20 protein-coding genes are annotated in these 16,295 nt (G+C 41.5%); 13 read left to right on the top strand and 7 right to left on the bottom strand.

The genetic code is table 11. The features are described 5' to 3' along the window. The first annotated feature begins 1 nt into the window (after position 1). The 6 genes from FTT87_RS16170 (at position 2) to rplS (ending at position 3,372) form a co-directional block, all read left to right on the top strand. Positions 2-643 carry a type IV pilin protein gene (locus tag FTT87_RS16170; protein WP_180174757.1) on the top strand — a complete coding sequence of 214 codons (642 nt, stop codon included), beginning with the start codon at positions 2-4 and terminating at the stop codon, positions 641-643. Beyond that, positions 637-1,071 carry a type IV pilin protein gene (locus FTT87_RS09495; protein WP_180174756.1) on the top strand — a complete coding sequence of 145 codons (435 nt, stop codon included), beginning with the start codon at positions 637-639 and terminating at the stop codon, positions 1,069-1,071. The genes FTT87_RS16170 and FTT87_RS09495 overlap by 7 nt, the downstream gene beginning before the upstream one ends. Positions 1,072-1,213: 142 nt before the next feature. Then, positions 1,214-1,462, top strand: coding sequence for a 30S ribosomal protein S16 (gene rpsP / locus FTT87_RS09490; protein ID WP_180174755.1), 249 nt, complete (start codon positions 1,214-1,216; stop codon positions 1,460-1,462). Between the two features lie 25 nt (positions 1,463-1,487). After that, a complete protein-coding gene (gene rimM / locus FTT87_RS09485) occupies positions 1,488-2,036 on the top strand; it encodes a ribosome maturation factor RimM (protein WP_180174754.1) in 549 nt (182 codons plus the stop codon). Positions 2,037-2,078: 42 nt separating this feature from the next. Next, positions 2,079-2,828, top strand: coding sequence for a tRNA (guanosine(37)-N1)-methyltransferase TrmD (gene trmD / locus FTT87_RS09480; protein WP_180174753.1), 750 nt, complete (start codon positions 2,079-2,081; stop codon positions 2,826-2,828). A gap of 169 nt (positions 2,829-2,997) precedes the next feature. Continuing rightward, on the top strand, positions 2,998-3,372 hold the full coding sequence (gene rplS, locus FTT87_RS09475) for a 50S ribosomal protein L19 (protein ID WP_086197174.1): 375 nt from the start codon (positions 2,998-3,000) through the stop codon (positions 3,370-3,372). Positions 3,373-3,440: 68 nt separating this feature from the next. Here the strand turns inward: rplS and FTT87_RS09470 are convergent, their stop codons facing one another. The 3 genes from FTT87_RS09470 to FTT87_RS09460 form a co-directional block, all read right to left on the bottom strand. Next, positions 3,441-4,406, bottom strand: coding sequence for a triacylglycerol lipase (locus FTT87_RS09470; protein WP_180174752.1), 966 nt, complete (start codon positions 4,404-4,406; stop codon positions 3,441-3,443). Positions 4,407-4,577: 171 nt separating this feature from the next. Further along, positions 4,578-5,561 (bottom strand): triacylglycerol lipase, encoded by a 984-nt coding sequence (locus FTT87_RS09465; RefSeq protein ID WP_180174751.1) that lies wholly within the window; start codon positions 5,559-5,561, stop codon positions 4,578-4,580. An 89-nt stretch (positions 5,562-5,650) separates the two neighbouring features. Then, positions 5,651-6,682 (bottom strand): lipase secretion chaperone, encoded by a 1,032-nt coding sequence (locus FTT87_RS09460; protein ID WP_180174750.1) that lies wholly within the window; start codon positions 6,680-6,682, stop codon positions 5,651-5,653. Positions 6,683-6,831: 149 nt separating this feature from the next. On the opposite strand from FTT87_RS09460, the gene truB reads away from it, so the two are divergent. The 3 genes from truB to FTT87_RS09445 all read left to right on the top strand — a co-directional run bounded on the left by truB (position 6,832) and on the right by FTT87_RS09445 (position 9,140). Beyond that, on the top strand, positions 6,832-7,740 hold the full coding sequence (gene truB / locus FTT87_RS09455; RefSeq protein WP_180174749.1) for a tRNA pseudouridine(55) synthase TruB: 909 nt from the start codon (positions 6,832-6,834) through the stop codon (positions 7,738-7,740). Positions 7,741-7,756: 16 nt separating this feature from the next. Next, entirely contained in the window at positions 7,757-8,524 is a 768-nt protein-coding gene (locus tag FTT87_RS09450) for a TSUP family transporter (protein WP_180174748.1), read from the top strand. A gap of 157 nt (positions 8,525-8,681) precedes the next feature. After that, positions 8,682-9,140: a hemerythrin domain-containing protein gene (locus tag FTT87_RS09445; RefSeq protein WP_092820162.1), complete on the top strand. Its 459-nt coding sequence runs from the start codon at positions 8,682-8,684 to the stop codon at positions 9,138-9,140. A 54-nt stretch (positions 9,141-9,194) separates the two neighbouring features. On the opposite strand, the gene FTT87_RS09440 is transcribed toward FTT87_RS09445, so the two are convergent. From FTT87_RS09440 to serA, 3 genes are all read right to left on the bottom strand, one after another. Next, complete coding sequence (locus tag FTT87_RS09440) at positions 9,195-10,070, bottom strand: DMT family transporter (protein WP_180174747.1); 876 nt, start codon at positions 10,068-10,070, stop codon at positions 9,195-9,197. A 177-nt stretch (positions 10,071-10,247) separates the two neighbouring features. Further along, positions 10,248-10,370, bottom strand: coding sequence for a hypothetical protein (locus FTT87_RS16005; protein WP_257230573.1), 123 nt, complete (start codon positions 10,368-10,370; stop codon positions 10,248-10,250). A gap of 88 nt (positions 10,371-10,458) precedes the next feature. After that, positions 10,459-11,691, bottom strand: a complete 1,233-nt coding sequence (serA, locus tag FTT87_RS09435) for a phosphoglycerate dehydrogenase (RefSeq protein WP_180174746.1) — start codon at positions 11,689-11,691, stop codon at positions 10,459-10,461. Positions 11,692-12,046: 355 nt separating this feature from the next. Between serA and FTT87_RS09430 the strand changes: the two genes are divergently transcribed. The 3 genes from FTT87_RS09430 (at position 12,047) to FTT87_RS09420 (ending at position 14,939) form a co-directional block, all read left to right on the top strand. Then, positions 12,047-13,456 (top strand): FAD-binding oxidoreductase, encoded by a 1,410-nt coding sequence (locus FTT87_RS09430; protein ID WP_092820158.1) that lies wholly within the window; start codon positions 12,047-12,049, stop codon positions 13,454-13,456. 111 nt (positions 13,457-13,567) lie between these two features. Then, positions 13,568-13,948, top strand: coding sequence for a hypothetical protein (locus FTT87_RS09425; protein ID WP_092820157.1), 381 nt, complete (start codon positions 13,568-13,570; stop codon positions 13,946-13,948). Positions 13,949-14,042: 94 nt separating this feature from the next. Then, complete coding sequence (locus FTT87_RS09420) at positions 14,043-14,939, top strand: AbiH family protein (protein ID WP_180174745.1); 897 nt, start codon at positions 14,043-14,045, stop codon at positions 14,937-14,939. Here FTT87_RS09420 and FTT87_RS09415 read toward each other — a convergent pair. After that, a protein-coding gene (locus tag FTT87_RS09415; protein WP_373423510.1) for an IS5 family transposase occupies positions 14,885-15,635 on the bottom strand; the annotation gives its coding sequence in 2 pieces (ribosomal slippage) (positions 14,885-15,413 and positions 15,412-15,635; 753 coding nt in all). The two genes, FTT87_RS09420 and FTT87_RS09415, sit on opposite strands and share 55 nt — an antisense overlap. Between FTT87_RS09415 and FTT87_RS09410 the strand changes: the two genes are divergently transcribed. After that, complete coding sequence (locus tag FTT87_RS09410; RefSeq protein ID WP_373423509.1) at positions 15,629-16,231, top strand: AbiH family protein; 603 nt, start codon at positions 15,629-15,631, stop codon at positions 16,229-16,231. The two genes, FTT87_RS09415 and FTT87_RS09410, sit on opposite strands and share 7 nt — an antisense overlap. The last annotated feature ends 64 nt before the right edge of the window (positions 16,232-16,295 follow it).

The raw sequence follows: 16,295 nt of genomic DNA, 5'->3' as shown, positions 1-16,295 counted from the left end.
AATGAAAAATGATTCGTTGTTGTCATCGAAGAATACTAAAGGTTTTACTTTAATAGAATTAATGATTGTTGTTGTGATTGTCGCAGTGCTTGCGGCAATTGCACTACCTTCATACCAGCTTTATATTCGTAAGGGAAATTTAGCTCAAGCACAACAGGAAATGCAAAAGCTTGCTGAGCAATTGGAGCGGCATAAAGCTAAAAACTTTAGTTATAAAGGTTTTGAAGCAAGTTATTTATACAGAGATAAAGATGGTGTTTTGAGTTCAAACTTTGATACGGTAAAACAGCAAATATCACTCCCTATTCATTCGACTAATCCCAGCTATAAATTAAGTATTATTGGTTTTTATATAGTTAGCGAGTTTGGCAAAGATAAAGAAGGGAATGTAGACATTACTATCATCAAGGATCCTGAAATTAAAACGGATTTATTAAATAAAAAGATAGATTTTAATAAATCAACACAGGCTGACATGTTTGCAATAGGAAGTAGCTGGGCAATAAAAGCAGAGAGTTTGGATCAAAAGAACTACGCTCTTTTATTAAATAGCTTGGGTACTAAGTGTATGAATAAAAAAGATTACACGAAAGTAAGTTATACCTCATGCGGTACTAAGGAAGATGGAGCAGAATCATGGTAAAGCAAGGGTTTACGCTTATAGAATTGATGATTGTTGTTGCAATTATTGCAATATTGGCAGCTATCGCTTATCCCTCTTATCAACAATATAAAATCAAGGTAAACCGAGCAGAAGCCCAGTCAGAGATGACATCCATTGCAGAAAGAATGAATGCTTATAAAGGGATGAATGGTTCTTTTTCGGGGGCAACAATTTCTAAAATATATGGATCAACGGTTACTCCTAAACAAGGTACTGCTTTGTATAGTTTAAGTTTTGACGCGGCTTTGACGAATGCAACAAGTTGGACTTTAATTGCAAAGCCAATCACAGGAACCTTGCAGGCGGGTGATGGGTGGATGTGTTTGAATAATAAATCTGAAAGATTTTGGGAGAAAGGAGCAACCAGTTGTGCATTATCGCCAAACTCTAACTGGGACGGCAAATAAATAAATTCAAACCTGCGGATAAATGCGTTTAGATCTTTCATTCAGAGCAAACTTCGCGTAAAATACCGCCCTCTATGAAAGGGGTTTGAAATGTATCGGTGGTCGGTGCAGGGATAATCCGTAAAAACTATAAGGTTCTATCATGGTTGTTATTCGTCTTGCACGCGGTGGTGCTAAAAAACGTCCGTTCTATCAAATCATTGTGACTGATAGCCGTAATGCACGTGACGGTCGTTTCATCGAACGTATCGGTTTCTTCAACCCTACAGCTCAAGGTAAAGCAGAAAAACTTCGTTTAGATGCTGACCGTTTTGCTCACTGGGTAGCACAAGGTGCTCAACCTTCTGAACGTGTTGCTTCTTTAGCTAAGAAAGCTGCAGTTGCTGCATAATTTTTTATAAATTAGGTAGTTGCCCATGACACCAACACAGAATGTTCCCGAAGATCGTATTCAGATTGGACAGTTACGTTCAGCATATGGATTAAATGGGTGGCTCTGGGTCTATTCCAATACAGAACCCATGAGCAATATCTTTGACTATCTGCCTTGGTACATTGAGACCAAAGCAGGTTGGCAAACAGTCGATGTAAAACGTTGGAAACCACATGGCAAAGGCCTGGTTGTGTCGCTAAAAGGTGTGAGTGATCGCACCGCAGCAGACAACTTGGTTGGCGCAAATATCTGGATTTCAAAATCTCAGCTTCCACAAGCAGGTATGGATGAGTATTACTGGACAGATTTGAAAGGCTTAACGGTGTTAGGTTTGGATGATGCTGAACAGGAAGTCAATCTCGGTAAAATCCATGAAATGTTTGAGACAGGTGCCAATGATGTGATGGTGGTTCACGCAACACCAGATAGCGTTGATGCTGAAGAGCGTATGATTCCGTGGCATAAAGATGTGGTACAGCGAGTTGATCTTGAAGCTGGTCGTATCTACGTGAATTGGGGCGTAGATTATTAATCCTTTAAGGATAAACGCAGCAGGAAAATAGAGGAGTCTGCGATGTTTTTTGCAGTCATTACGCTTTTTCCTGAAATGTTTGAAGCGATTACAGCCTACGGTATCAGCGGGCGTGCGGCAAAACGTGAAATAGTACAAGTCACTTGTATTAATCCTCGCGATTATGCTGAGGGCAACTACAAAAGAGTGGATGAACGTCCATTTGGTGGTGGCCCAGGTATGGTGATGATGGCAGAACCCCTGTCAAAAGCAATTCACCATGCCAAAGAGCTTGCAAGGCAAGCAGGATGTGTTCAGGTTCCCGTGGTGTATATGTCGCCACAAGGAAAAACCTTAAACGAACCTGCAGTACAGCAGTTTGTCGAATATGACGGATTGATTGTGTTGTGTGGACGTTATGAAGGCGTTGATGAACGTTTGATCCAGCATTATGTTGATCAGGAATGGTCAATTGGAGATTACGTCTTGTCGGGCGGTGAACTGCCTGCGATGGTTTTATTGGACAGTATTATCCGTAGACTTCCGGGTGCCATGTCAGATGAACAATCTCACGTGCAAGACTCATTTGTGGATGGTCTTTTAGATTGCCCACAATATACTAAGCCAGACCATTTTGAAGGTTTGGATGTGCCTGAAGTACTTAAATCCGGGCATCATGCAAATATTGAAAAATGGCGGTTTTTGCAGCGCTATCAACGCACCTTGGAACGCCGGCCTGAGCTGGTTGAAAAGGTAGAGTTGACCAAGCAGCAAAAAAAATGGCTCAAAGATTCGCAAGAACAGAGTAAATAAGCTCAGTTTACGCAAACATACGACAAGCATGTCGCTTGAAGTATTTAATAGGCTCTTTATGCATTGAAGCGGTCAAGCATGAAGGGAAAGTCAATCGGGCCTATGCGCTTTAGCCTCTAGTCCCAGTGGATATCAGACCTCTTCTGACCCACATTATTGGAGATACCCCATGAGTGGTAAGCATCCTTTAGTACAAGCTGTTGAAAATGCTCAGCTTAAACAAGACATCCCAGCTTTTGCACCAGGTGACACAGTAGTTGTTCAAGTAAAAGTAAAAGAAGGCGACCGTGAACGTCTACAAGCGTTCGAAGGCGTTGTAATCGCTAAGAAAAACCGTGGCTTGAACTCTGCGTTCACAGTACGTAAAATTTCTAGCGGTGTTGGTGTTGAGCGTGTATTCCAAACTCACTCACCAATCGTTGCTGGTATCGAAGTGAAACGTCGTGGTGACGTTCGTCGTGCTAAACTTTACTACCTACGTGAATTGTCTGGTAAAGCTGCACGTATTCGTGAAAAATTACCAGCTCGTAAAACTAAAGCTTAATTTTAAGTTTTATACGAGTAAAAAAATGCGCCTGTTGGCGCATTTTTTTATGTCTGAAATTTGAGTGGTTATAAGCCTTGCTGTTTTAAACGGTTGGCATGCTGACGGTAAACATCTACCGGATCCGGTGCAAATAAAGATTTCAGACCAAATACTTGATTGACTTCATCTAAATGGTTCCAATTATAGTTATCGCGGATGGTTTTACCAAACTTGGCACTGCAACGTGACACCAGGCCATCATTTTCTTTACCGCCATCAATTAGCCAGCTGGTTACTTCTAAGGCTGAATCCGGATCAAGTACATTGATCACAGTGCTGGTACCTGTAAAGGAGTAGTTGTATATGCCGTTGTCAAGAAGTTTACCTTCCCCACAGGGTGTGGTGTGTAGACCGATAGGGAACTTGGCATTAAACTGTGCAGCGCCTGCACGGGTTAAACTTGTTCCTCCTGCAAGTGAATCATGCGGAAAACTCTTCGGGTCAAGCCCTTGTGCCCAGGTAATTGCTTTGGAAACAAAATTGATGATACCCACCAGTGGACCTTCTATAGCTGTACCTTCAGCAGATAAAATTAGGTCTGCCACAGGCGAGCCTGTATTTGGAGCACCTACACCTGTCATGGAGGCGACTTTGTCTGGCATTGCGCCGCCCACATAGCGAATAGTTGGACCGCCATGCGAATGGCCAATCAGATTGACTTTCTCTGCCCCGGTTAATGCCAGAATCTCTTCGACTTGTTGTACCAGTTGTTCGCCACGAATTTCAGACGAGTTAAATGGCGATACACGAGTGGCCCAGACATTGGCGCCATTTCGTGCCAAGTCGGGCAAAATCTGATACCAGTAATCAAGACCAAACTGGTCTGTACCTACGGTAATGAAACCTGCCATACCGTGACTAAAAACAATCGGATATTTGGTTTTTGCATAAGTTGAGACCGCTTTAGCTGTCACTTGTGAGGTATTGGATGCCTGAACAGTACCCAATAGTGTGCCAGTGAGTAAACCAGCGAGTATTAGTCCGTATTTCATAAAAAATCCTCATTTTTTTTGTTTTATGTATCCCTGCATATGCTAAATCCGGGGTGCTAAATACCAGACTCAGCGCATGATTTAAAAGTTGCAGCTCTGACCCAATCGTTAAGTGAGGTCCTGAACGATAAAGAAAATATATAAGAGTATGATTTCTGATGCGTCTAGCTATTATAAACCTTGCAGTTTGAGACGGTTGGCATGTTGTCTGAACAGGGCAACCGGATCAGGAGCAAACAGTCCTTTCAGGCCAAACATCATATTCGCCAGATCGGTATGGTTCAGATTGTAATTGTCACGAATGACCTGACCAATATGCGAACTGCAACGGGCCACCATGCCATCATTGTCTTTGTTGCCATAAGACAGTGGACCGAGTTGCATCAGAATGCTATCAATGTCCAGAAGATTGGTGGTTTGAGCTGTACCGCCCCAAGAATAGTAGTAAATATTTTTATCGACTTTTGCACCGCTCTGGTTACAGTCTGAAGCCAAAGCAGCAGTGGGGAAACGTTTATTAAAGTTTGCAGATTCCACTTCAGTCAGAGACTTCATTGAAGCATCAAAGTTCACGGGAATGTCCGGATTGGCTTGAGCCCAGGTCAGTAGTGGTCCAATAATGTATTGGCCCATAATATTGAATGCCGTGCGGCTAATCGTATTGCTTTGAATATCATCGGCGACCTTAGAGCCGCGATAGGTTCCGCCCACGCCGGTGACTGATGCCACATATCGTGGTTCTACCGCTGCGACATATTGTACGGTTGGGCCGCCATGACTGTGGCCAATCAGGTTCACTTTATCCTTTCCCGTAATCGCGAGCACTTCTTCGACTTGAGCAATCAGTTGTTCACCACGGAACTCAGTGGTATTGGCCGGGGAGAGCTGTGCGGCAAAAACAGTTGAACCATTGCGTGCCATATCAGGCAAAATCTGGTACCAGTAATCAATATTGAAACTGTCATCGCCAATGCGTGACCAGCCTAACCAGCCATGGGTCATGACAATCGGATACCGGGTCTTTGCATAGTCAGATTTGACCGTTTCTTGAATTTGCAAAATTCCTTTTGCTGCCTGTGTTTCAGCTGCCAGCCCCAGTGTCAGGGTCATCATGACAGCAAGCAGGGTCGTTTTTTTACTTTTTAAAGTTTTCATCAACTTTTTCCTTAAATATTTTTGTTTTTATTCATATCAGTATAGCCATAAGTTGATTAATCTCATCTTCTTATTGGCCTACATTGCGATTAATCGCCATACGGTAATTTTCCTCCCTGATCATGGATGGTTTCAAAAGTCCCGACTCGAAGTTGTTGTTGTGGTTTATTAAAATGCTGGGTACGTAATTTTTGCACGGCTTGCTGCTTGGCTTCGTCACTCATGCCGCTTTTCATGATGCTGTCCCGTTCATCCAGATACTGATTGACCTTAACTTTCCAGTCATTGCGTTGCTCATCTAATGCTTCTAAACGTTGAGTGGCTTCAGGACCAACCAGATTCATGCGCATCTGATGAATATCTTGCGCTGAGCCGCCACGCGCCTTAATGTCTGCCGTAAGTTTACGCAGGTCTTCCAGTTTATTGAGCTGTTCGAGGTTTGCTTTCCAGTCTTCAGGTAACTGGTTAAAAAGATCTTTTAGTTTTTGTGCTTTTTGTGCTTCGGTCAAGCTCTTGTCTGCCAGAACGGTCATGCGATTGAGAGTGTATTCATGATAGGTATCTTCAATGCCAAATAGGCCTTCAATTTCGTAATCAGAGAACAACTGTTTACGCAGATTTTTCATATTGGCAAAAATACTTTGATAATATTGAGGATCTTCCTTGTCGATATTTGAGGGCTGCAAATCGCCCAGTTTTTCCCGGTAATTGATATAGCGATTCCACAAATCAATAATTTGCCCTAGAGCCGGCTCCTTATAGTTTTGCTGTATATAAGTTTTAAAATCATGTTGGATCTGTTTAAGATCTTTTTCGCCATACTGGGTAATAAAATATTCAAAACAGTTGCGGGTCTGCTCATTTACGATTAAACGGTTGGCATTGTCCAGGCGTAACTGACAGTTCACTTCAGTGTCTTGCTGGCTAGGACTGACGAAAGCTCGACTCTGATCGGTAGGGGCTGGTATAGACGATGTTAAGAGATGATTCTGCACCTCAGCCCTTTGAGCGGTTTCCGTTTGTTCTGCTGTGGATTGGGAAGGTGCGAGCCAAAATAACAGCACAGCCAAGCACACTATAATAACAAGCAAAATAATCCATAATTTATGATGTTTATGCATGTCCTATGCAACCTTCTTTATTGTGTTTTTTAAGGTTCTAAAATTGAATTCAATTTGCCATAAAGAAAGTGAATAAAACGTAGAAAAGTTGTAAAAAATGACAAGCGGTTGTTAACATAGCAGCCGTTTGAACTTGTTTGATTTTCACTATGAAAAAAACGTCACCTAAAATTCAACGCCGTCATATTAGCGGCGTATTTTTACTGAATAAGCCTTTGGGTATCAGTTCAAATGCGGCCTTGCAAAAAGTACGCTGGCTCTATCGGGCACAAAAGGCCGGACATACCGGAGCGCTAGATCCACTGGCCTCAGGTTTACTGCCCATCTGTTTGGGTGAGGCAACCAAATTTTCCCATTATTTACTCGATTCGACCAAGCGTTACCAGACCACGATTCATTTGGGGCACAGCACCACCACCGGTGATGTCGAAGGTGAGGTGCTGCTGGAACAGGCTGTGCCTGCATTGACGGAAGACAAAATAAAGCAGGTTCTGGAAAAATTTGTTGGCGATATTCAGCAAGTGCCACCCATGTATTCGGCACTGAAAAAAGAAGGTCGTCCGCTGTATGAATTGGCGCGTAAAGGGATAGAAATTGAACGGGAAGCCCGTCCGATTCATATTTATGCCATCGAATTACTTTCTTTTACTGAAAATAGTATTAGCCTGGATGTGACCTGTTCTAAAGGCACCTACATTCGTGTATTGGGCGAAGATATTGCCCAAGCCTTGGGTACATATGGTCATCTGACTTATCTGCACCGGATTAAAACCGGTCATTTTGACCTGATTCCTGAATATACGATCGAATATCTGGAGAGTCTGACTGAACAGCAGCGAGAGGCTTTGTTGCTGCCTGCCTATGCACCGGTTGATCATTTTCCTAAAGTTCAGGCGCCTGAAGGACGTGCAGAATATTTTAGCCGTGGCATGGAAAGCAATATTGAACATGCCGCGGAAGCGCAGGTGCTGGTGTTTGATGGCGAAAAATGTTTAGGTCTGGCTGAAATTACCGACCGTAAGCGTCTGGTTCCGAAACGCGTATTAAATCTCGAATAATTGTTGAAATAAATGTATGGAAATTGAAATTATCTTAAGCCTTCTGTTTTTTGCATTTTTTGCCGGTGCGATTGATGCAGCAGTAGGAGGTGGCGGATTGATTCAAATTCCGGCCATTATGAATGCGATGCCACAGCTCAGTCCTGCGACGGTATTTGGGACCAACAAACTGTCATCCATCTGCGGTACCGCATCGGCAGCCTATTCATTTGTGCGTCAAGTCAAATTGCGCTGGAAGCTGCTGGCGGTAATTGCCAGCTGTGCATTTGTCAGCTCTTTTGCCGGGGCTGCCTGTGTCAGCATGATTCCCAAAGAGGTGCTGCGTCCTTTTGTACTGGTGATGCTGATTGTGATTGCCATTTATACCTTTATGAAAAAGCAGTTTGGGCAAGTGCATGTACGGCAGGAACTGACACCGAAAATCCTGCTGCTGGCCGCTGTTGGTAGCCTCGCGATCGGTTTTTATGACGGCATTTTTGGTCCGGGCACCGGCAGTTTCTTTATCTTCTTTTTTATCCGTTACCTTCAAGCGGACTTTTTGCATGCTTCCGCCTTGTCCAAGGTGGCCAATTTAACCACCAACCTTGCTGCACTGAGCTTTTTCGCCCCTACGGGTCATGTCCTGTTTGGCTTGGGGCTGATGATGGCTGCCGCCAATGTAGTCGGTTCAATAGTCGGTGTGCGAGCTGCCTTGAAATACGGCAGCGGTTTTATCCGTATTCTGTTTTTAATTTTAGTCAGCATCCTGATCGTTCGTTTGGGATATCAGACCTTTTTTCCGTAAATTATTCCCGATATTAAAATTTTTTATACAAATTGCTTCATCTCGTCACCCACATGTGCGTCATTCGCTTTTAAGATCATGAGCAGAATGTCTTCAAAATAATGATAAGCAGTCTTTTGAGTGTGTAGCGGCTGTAGCAAATAAAAGGGTGGTGTAGATGAATATTTTCGAAGCTTTACGTGCAAGCCATGAAATCCAGAGAGAACTTTCTGAAAAATTAATCCAGACTTCGGGGAATAGTGAAGAACGTCGTGAGCTGTTTGAACTGCTTAAAAATGAACTGTTTGCTCATGCAGTTGCGGAGGATCGTTATTTATATATTCCTTTAATGATGACCGATTCTGGCCTGAGTATTACCCGTCATGCCTTGGCGGAACACCATGAAATTGATGAATTACTTGAGCAATTGACCGAAACGGATTTTAGCAATCATGGTTGGTTGGCGATAGCCAAGAAACTTTCTGAAAAAGTGCATCATCATTTAAAAGAGGAAGAGCATGGTTTTTTCCAGCAGGCGGGTAAAATTCTGGAAGACCAGCAAAAGATAAGCCTAGCCAAGAAATATTTGGCTGAATATAAAAAGTATAAAAAGGCAGATAAAGACAGTCTGACTTAAAGCGATATAAACAGAAAGACGGCGTTTAGCCGTCTTTTTTACCAGGTTTTTTGATTATGAGCTTTGAGGATTTGGTGTTTTACTGGCTCTAAATGTCACGCCAACTGATGCCAGCATGACACACAGCAAGGCAATCCACTGTAGCCATCCTATTTTTTCTCCAAGCAAAAGCAGTCCCGTGAGTGCAGCTAGAGCAGGAGAAAGGCTGGATAAGGTGCCATAACTCAGTTTGCTTAAATGCTTTAACGCTTGCAGATCAAGCGCATAAGGAATAGCGGTGGCCAGTATTGCGATTGCCAGGGCTTTGCCCCAGTACTGGGTTTCCACCAATGCAGCAGCATTGTTGTATAAGCCAATCGGTAACAGGCTGAGAGCAGACAAACTGATGGCAATAGTTAAGGCATGCATACCAATATTCTGCTGCACCACCTTTTGACCAAAATAAATATAAAATGCCCAGCATAGCCCGGCACCGAGTGCACAAGCTGCAGCGAAAATCGAAAAATTCGCACTCTGTGTCTGTCCCCAAGGCACCATCAGGGCAATGCCTAAAATGGCCAGTCCGACCCACAGATAATCACTACGCTGCTTAATCGACAGCAAAGCCAGTCCTAAAGGGCCGATGAATTCCAGACCCACCGCAATGCCTTGAGGCAGTTTGCCCAAGGACATGTAGAACAGGATATTCATGAACCCAAGTGCTGCACTATAGCAGAGTAGGTCACGCCATTTTAAAAAGGACAGCCGCTTTAAGATGTGCCATGAACGAAACATGATGCAAACAATCACCGCGGCAAAACACAAGCGCAAAATCGTCACGGTCAGGGGATCGAGCACCATGAACAGCTGTTTGGCGAAAGATGCACTAATTTGATAGGAGATCATGGACAGAACCATGAACACTACGGCAAGAAGTTGAGAATTTGGCATGAGACACGCAGTTGGATGGTCAAGTTAATTAACCATGTTATGGGTGTGCACAGTATAGCGGTTCATGCTGATTTTTTGAGTTTTTACTGTGGAAAATTTTAAATTCAGAACTTTGAATTTAAAATAATCGGTAGATGCAGGATGGTTTTATCGATTTGAATTTAAATGATCCATTTTTTAATGGGTTTGCAGTTTGGTTCGTGGCTTGCTGATCAGGGTAATCAGCATGATCAGTACGGTCTGTAGCAGGGCAATTTTGAAAATTGGCTGACCCTTAATCTGATCTGATTGTTCGCACAAAATGAGATAGGCAAAATGCCAGATTTTAAAAATCTGGAAAAATAAAAAACCACAGCATGAATGCTGTGGTTTTTTAAATAAAACTGAATTAGAACAATACGCGAACGCGGATTGTGCCTTCAACTTCGTGAAGCGTATCGAGTGCTTCTTTAGACGCAGTTGCATCAACGTCCATCACCAGGTAACCGACATCACCTTTAGTCATTAAAGACTGACCAGAGATGTTGATGCCGTGTTCAGCAAACAGGTTGTTGATTTTAGACAGCACGCCTGGAATGTTTTTGTGAATGTGCAGTAAACGGTGTTTACCTTCAGTCAATGGCAACGCGATTTCAGGGAAGTTCACCGCAGACAAGGTCATGCCTTTATCTGAATAAGCAACGAATTTCTCTGCAACTTCAAGACCGATGTTGGCTTGCGCTTCCATGGTTGAACCGCCCACGTGAGGTGTCAAGATCACGTTGTCCAGGCCACGAAGTGGAGAAACGAATTCTTCACCGTTGGCTTTAGGCTCTTTAGGGAATACGTCAACTGCAGCACCTGCAATGTGACCAGACTTGATGGCATCCGCAAGGTCTTCAATGATTACACATGTACCACGTGCAGCATTGATGAAGATTGAACCTTCTTTCATTTGAGCAAACTGTTCTTTGCCCATGAAGTTACGCGTAGATGGAACGTCTGGAACGTGTAGAGATACCACGTCAGCATTTGCAAGCAACTCGCCCATCGTACCGACCTGGCGTGCGTTACCCATAGGAAGTTTGGTTACTGCATCATAATAAATGACATTCATACCCATGCTTTCAGCAAGCACTGAAAGTTGAGAACCGATTGAGCCGTAACCGACAATACCTAAAGTTTTACCACGAGTTTCATACGAACCTACTGCAGACTTGTTCCAGCCACCACGGTGAGTAGAAGCAGATTTAGCAGGTACGCCACGAAGCAATAAAATAGCTTCAGCAAGTACCAGTTCAGCTACTGAACGGGTATTTGAATATGGTGCGTTAAATACTGGAATACCGCGACGCATTGCTGCATCCAGGTTTACCTGGTTGGTACCGATACAAAAACAGCCAACAGCGATCAGCTTGTTGGCTGCTTCGAATACTTCTTCAGTCAGTTGAGTACGTGAACGAATACCAATGAAGTGAGCATCTTTTATCGCTTCTTTCAACGCTTCACCCTCAAGCGCAGTTTTACGGTAATCGATGTTGGTGTATCCAGCAGCATTTAAAGTGTCGATTGCGTTTTGATGAACGCCTTCTAACAACAAGAAACGAATTTTATCTTTAGGCAGTGAAAGATGTTGGCTCATTACGGCTCCGCTACAAAGGCCAAATTTAGTCGCGATATGATAACATACGAGAAGGGTCTATATACATTTCCTTTATGACGGAGACTATAGGTATTTTTGCCATACATATGCCAGGAACTACAGATTTTGGTCTAACTAAAGCTGTAATTTTTAAGCCTAGATTGTCAAAATGCTTATTTTCACCAGGTTTCAGTAAAAAATGTCTTATAATGTCGAGTAGTGAAATCGATCACAGTTATATTGTTGATTTTATGCTCACACCCAGTCTAAGACATGATTTTTTTGTAAATCTCTTTGCAAAGAATGCTCTATAGACCGTCCACCACTTGTATATTTCTTGCTAGGTCTGCAAACGATGAATGCTCCAGTCGCTTTAACACCTGAGTTATTAACCCAATTGACAGCCATTGTGGGTGAAAACCGCATTAAAACTGATGCTGCTAGTCTCGATGCCTGGGGCAAAGACTACACCAAGCATTTCGATCCAAACCCATCAGTCATTGTTTTTCCATCAAGTACGGAACAGGTGCAGGCGATTGTTAAATTTGCCAATGAACACAATATTGCCATCACACCGTCGGGCGGCCGTACCGGTTTATCGGCCGGTGCAGTAGCAGCCAACGGTGAAATTGTGGTTAGCATGGACAAGATGAACCAGATTCTGGAATTCTTCCCGGCAGACCGTATGGTGCGTGTACAAGCGGGTGTGGTGACTGAACAGTTACAAAACTATGCCGAAGAACAGGGCATGTATTATCCGGTGGATTTCGCGTCTTCAGGTTCATCACAAATTGGCGGTAACATCGGCACCAATGCCGGTGGTATTAAAGTGATCAAATACGGCATGACCCGTAACTGGGTGCTGGGTCTGACCGTTGTAACCGGTAAGGGCGACATCCTGCGCCTGAACAAGGGCATGATCAAGAACGCGACCGGTTATGCATTACAACATTTGTTCATTGGTGGTGAAGGTACGCTTGGTCTGGTGACTGAAGCTGAAATCAAGCTGGAGCGTCAACCGCAAGACCTGCAAGTGATGGTACTGGGTGTACCTGACTTTGAAGCCGTGATGCCTGTACTTCACGCATTCCAGGCAAAAATTGATTTAACTGCATTTGAGTTCTTTGGTGAACTTGCGATGCAAAAAGTGCTGGATCATGGTCATGTACAACGTCCGTTTGAAACGGAATGTCCATTCTATGTACTGCTTGAATTTGAAGCGCCGTTTGAGCCAATCATGGACAAGGCGATGGAAATTTTTGAGCATTGCATGGAACAGGGTTGGGTGCTAGATGGTGTCATGAGCCAAAGCCTGGAACAGGTACACAGCTTATGGCGTTTGCGTGAAGATATTTCTGAATCAATCGCGCCGTTCACACCATACAAAAATGACATTTCCGTACTTATTACGCATGTTCCTGCATTTATTAAAGAAATTGATGCGATTGTTGCGGATAATTACCCTGACTTTGAAATCTGCTGGTTCGGTCATATTGGTGACGGTAACTTGCACTTGAACATCTTAAAACCAGAGAACCTGTCTAAAGATGAATTCTTTGCCAAATGTCAGGTGGTGAACAAATATGTATTCGATACTGTGAAAAAATATGACGGTTCGATTTCTGCAGAACACGGTGTTGGTATGACTAAAAAACCTTACCTCAACTACACCCGTTCTGAAGAAGAAATTGGCTACATGAAAGCCTTGAAACAGGTATTCGATCCAAACGGCATTATGAACCCGGGTAAACTGTTCGATCTTTAATATTTAACCTGTAAGTTCTATGCGCCGATGACTACATAACTGTTATCGAGTATGAAAAAAAGGCATGGCATCATAGATGCGATGTCTTTTTTTTATGGGGGAGATTTCCCAATGTTACGTTTATTATCGACCTCTATAATTTGTTTGGGCTTAATCACGACGGGTTGTGCAACGACTAAAAAATTGGCCTCTAAAGTGAATATTGGTTCGTCCGATACGCCTTTGCAACAAGTCTTGAAAGAACGACCTGATTTGCGTAAGGGTTCGGCAACCGTGGAGATTCGTCAGTTTTTTAACAGTGTAGAGTCACCAACTGCTGCTCAGGTAAAAGTCACGGAAACGGGTTTAATGGATGATTCGGTTCGTTCAATGCGTACGGTATATAGTTTTAAACTGGTAGATGGGGACTGGAAGAAGGTGGATACAGAGAAGTCGTATCAATGTTTGCGTGGGAAAAATACCAAGTCTTTTCAGAAAGCGAAATGCCCTTAATAAATCTTTGATTTATGGTTGAAAAGTAAGCTGTAATGCTGCATAAAAAGCGTATCGATTGATGCGCTTTTTTGCATTTGGGGATACAAGAACAATGAATATTTTAATTGTGGGTAATGGTTTTGATTTGTCGCATTATTTGCCGACGAAGTATGATCATTTTATGGATGTAATGGGTGCGATTGAAGATAAAGACTTAGGTAAACCTGTTAAGGATCTTTTTAATAATTCAATAGATGATTTTTCAACTTTATTAAAGAAAATATTTGAAATGCAGAAGGCTATTGATGAAAAAAATTATCAGATGAGTTTTGAGGATTTATTTAAAAAAGGTAGAGATAAAGATTTTATAAATAAAACTAAAGAAATTTATGAAGTAAATAAAATAAAAGTTTCTTTTGAACAGATTCTTGATTTTCAATTTCGATTGAAAAATAATGGATGGTATCAATATTTTAAACATCACGTTAAAGAAATAAAAACTTGGATTGATTTTGAACAAAAAATTGAAGAAGTTTTGATAGTTTTAGCTCAAAGTTTAGTTCGATTAGAAAAATTTGAAATAGAACAAAAAGTAGATAGTGAGCTTGATTTATCAGATATCCTTAATAAGAAGTCTCTAGGAATTCTAAACTATTTTAATTTTTGCTATAAAAGTGGTGGGAGTGCACGTATAGGGGGAAAGATTAGGTCTATTCCATATTCTTTAAATCTAAATTCAAAATATTGCTTTGGTAATAGAATAGAAAATGGATTTAATCCAACAGCATTTCTAGAGGATTTGCATGATCAATTAGAAGAATTCATAAAACTATTTAACTTGTACTTAGAGCTAATAGTTAATCAGTTAATTCCAATCTGTAAATTATCTTTAGGGGATGTTGAGTGGATTCATCCCGATAAAATTTATTCATTCAATTATACTAGGGCGTGTCCTCATTTGGCTTTGCACCAAATAAATATACAGGCTATACGGATCATAGATTTATAATTGCGTGCTAGTTTATCAAATCGAGTTGCAATAGCACGGAAATGTTTTAATCTCGCAAAAGCATTTTCAACTAAATGTCTTAATTTATATAGATATTTATCAAATTCCTTATTCGATCTCTTACTGTTTGATCTCAATGGAATAATGGGAATCATATTCTTGTTCTTGGCACACATTCTAATGTGCTCAGCATCATACCCCTTGTCAGCAATGAGATAAGTTGCCTCGCCTACAATATCAATCAGTTGTTTTGCAACTTGACTGTCGTGGACGTCACCCCCAGTGATTTTAAAATCAATCGGTAATCCATTCGCGTCGGTTGCAAGATGTATTTTTGTTGTTCGTCCACCGCGTGATTGTCCAATTGCTCTTTCGAAACCATGCCGAGCTCCACTTGCATGTTGATGCACGCGTATGTAGCTTCCATCAATGAATACCCATTCCTGATCCAGAATGCCTCGTAATCTAAAAAAATTTATCCCATAATCCCTTACTTGCCCAGCGATTAAAGCGGTTGTAAGCAGTTTGCCAAGGGCAAAATTCTTGAGGAATATCACGCCATGTCGCACCCGTACGTAGTTTCCATAAAATGGCTTCCATGATATTTCTACTGTTTTTTGAACAGTAACAACCGTGTAATCGCATAGTATCTTGAATTTGCTGCCAAATATCATCGGTGAGAAGAGTACGTGCCATTGAAAAAATATAGAGATGAAAAGAGCTTAAAGGAGGATTTTAAGTATTTAAAAACAATTCTTCAAATGAGGACACGCCCTAATACTTACCAAAAAAATTATGATTCATTTATAGATACTGATTACTTGCATGGAAGTTTTGGAACAAAACAAAATATTGTTTTAGGAGTATCTGAATTACATCATGATTCTTTAAAAAAAATAAAAGCTTATGGCTTTACGAAATATCATCAAAAATTATTTAAAGAAACAGATTATCTATTCTTAGATGAAAATTCAAAAGTTAAACAAGCAATTGTAGTTGCACAAAGCTATCTCACTAAAGATAATATCAATTTTTATTTTTGGGGACATTCACTTGATGTTTCTGACAGAGAATATATCGAGGAAATATTTAGTTTTAATAATACTAAAGATAGCAGAGTACGTGTAACAGTATATTATTTTAATAATACGACGAAATTTTCCTTACTTAATAATTTATTGACTATTTTAGGTAAAGAGAAAGTTGAGAAATGGATGAAGAACAAATGGCTTCAATTTAAACCAAATCCAGAAATTAAATTTAACGAAATGATTTCCGAAAAAACAGCTTAAAGACAAGAAAAACACTCTCTGCTAAACTACACCTACTTAACCAAGTAGGTGTACTTGTTTGAGA

The organism is Acinetobacter sp. YH01022 (assembly GCF_013420235.1).
In the GTDB taxonomy this organism is placed as follows: domain Bacteria; phylum Pseudomonadota; class Gammaproteobacteria; order Pseudomonadales; family Moraxellaceae; genus Acinetobacter.
Note: the sequence above shows the minus strand (reverse complement) of the source record. Positions and strands in the feature narration are given on the sequence as shown.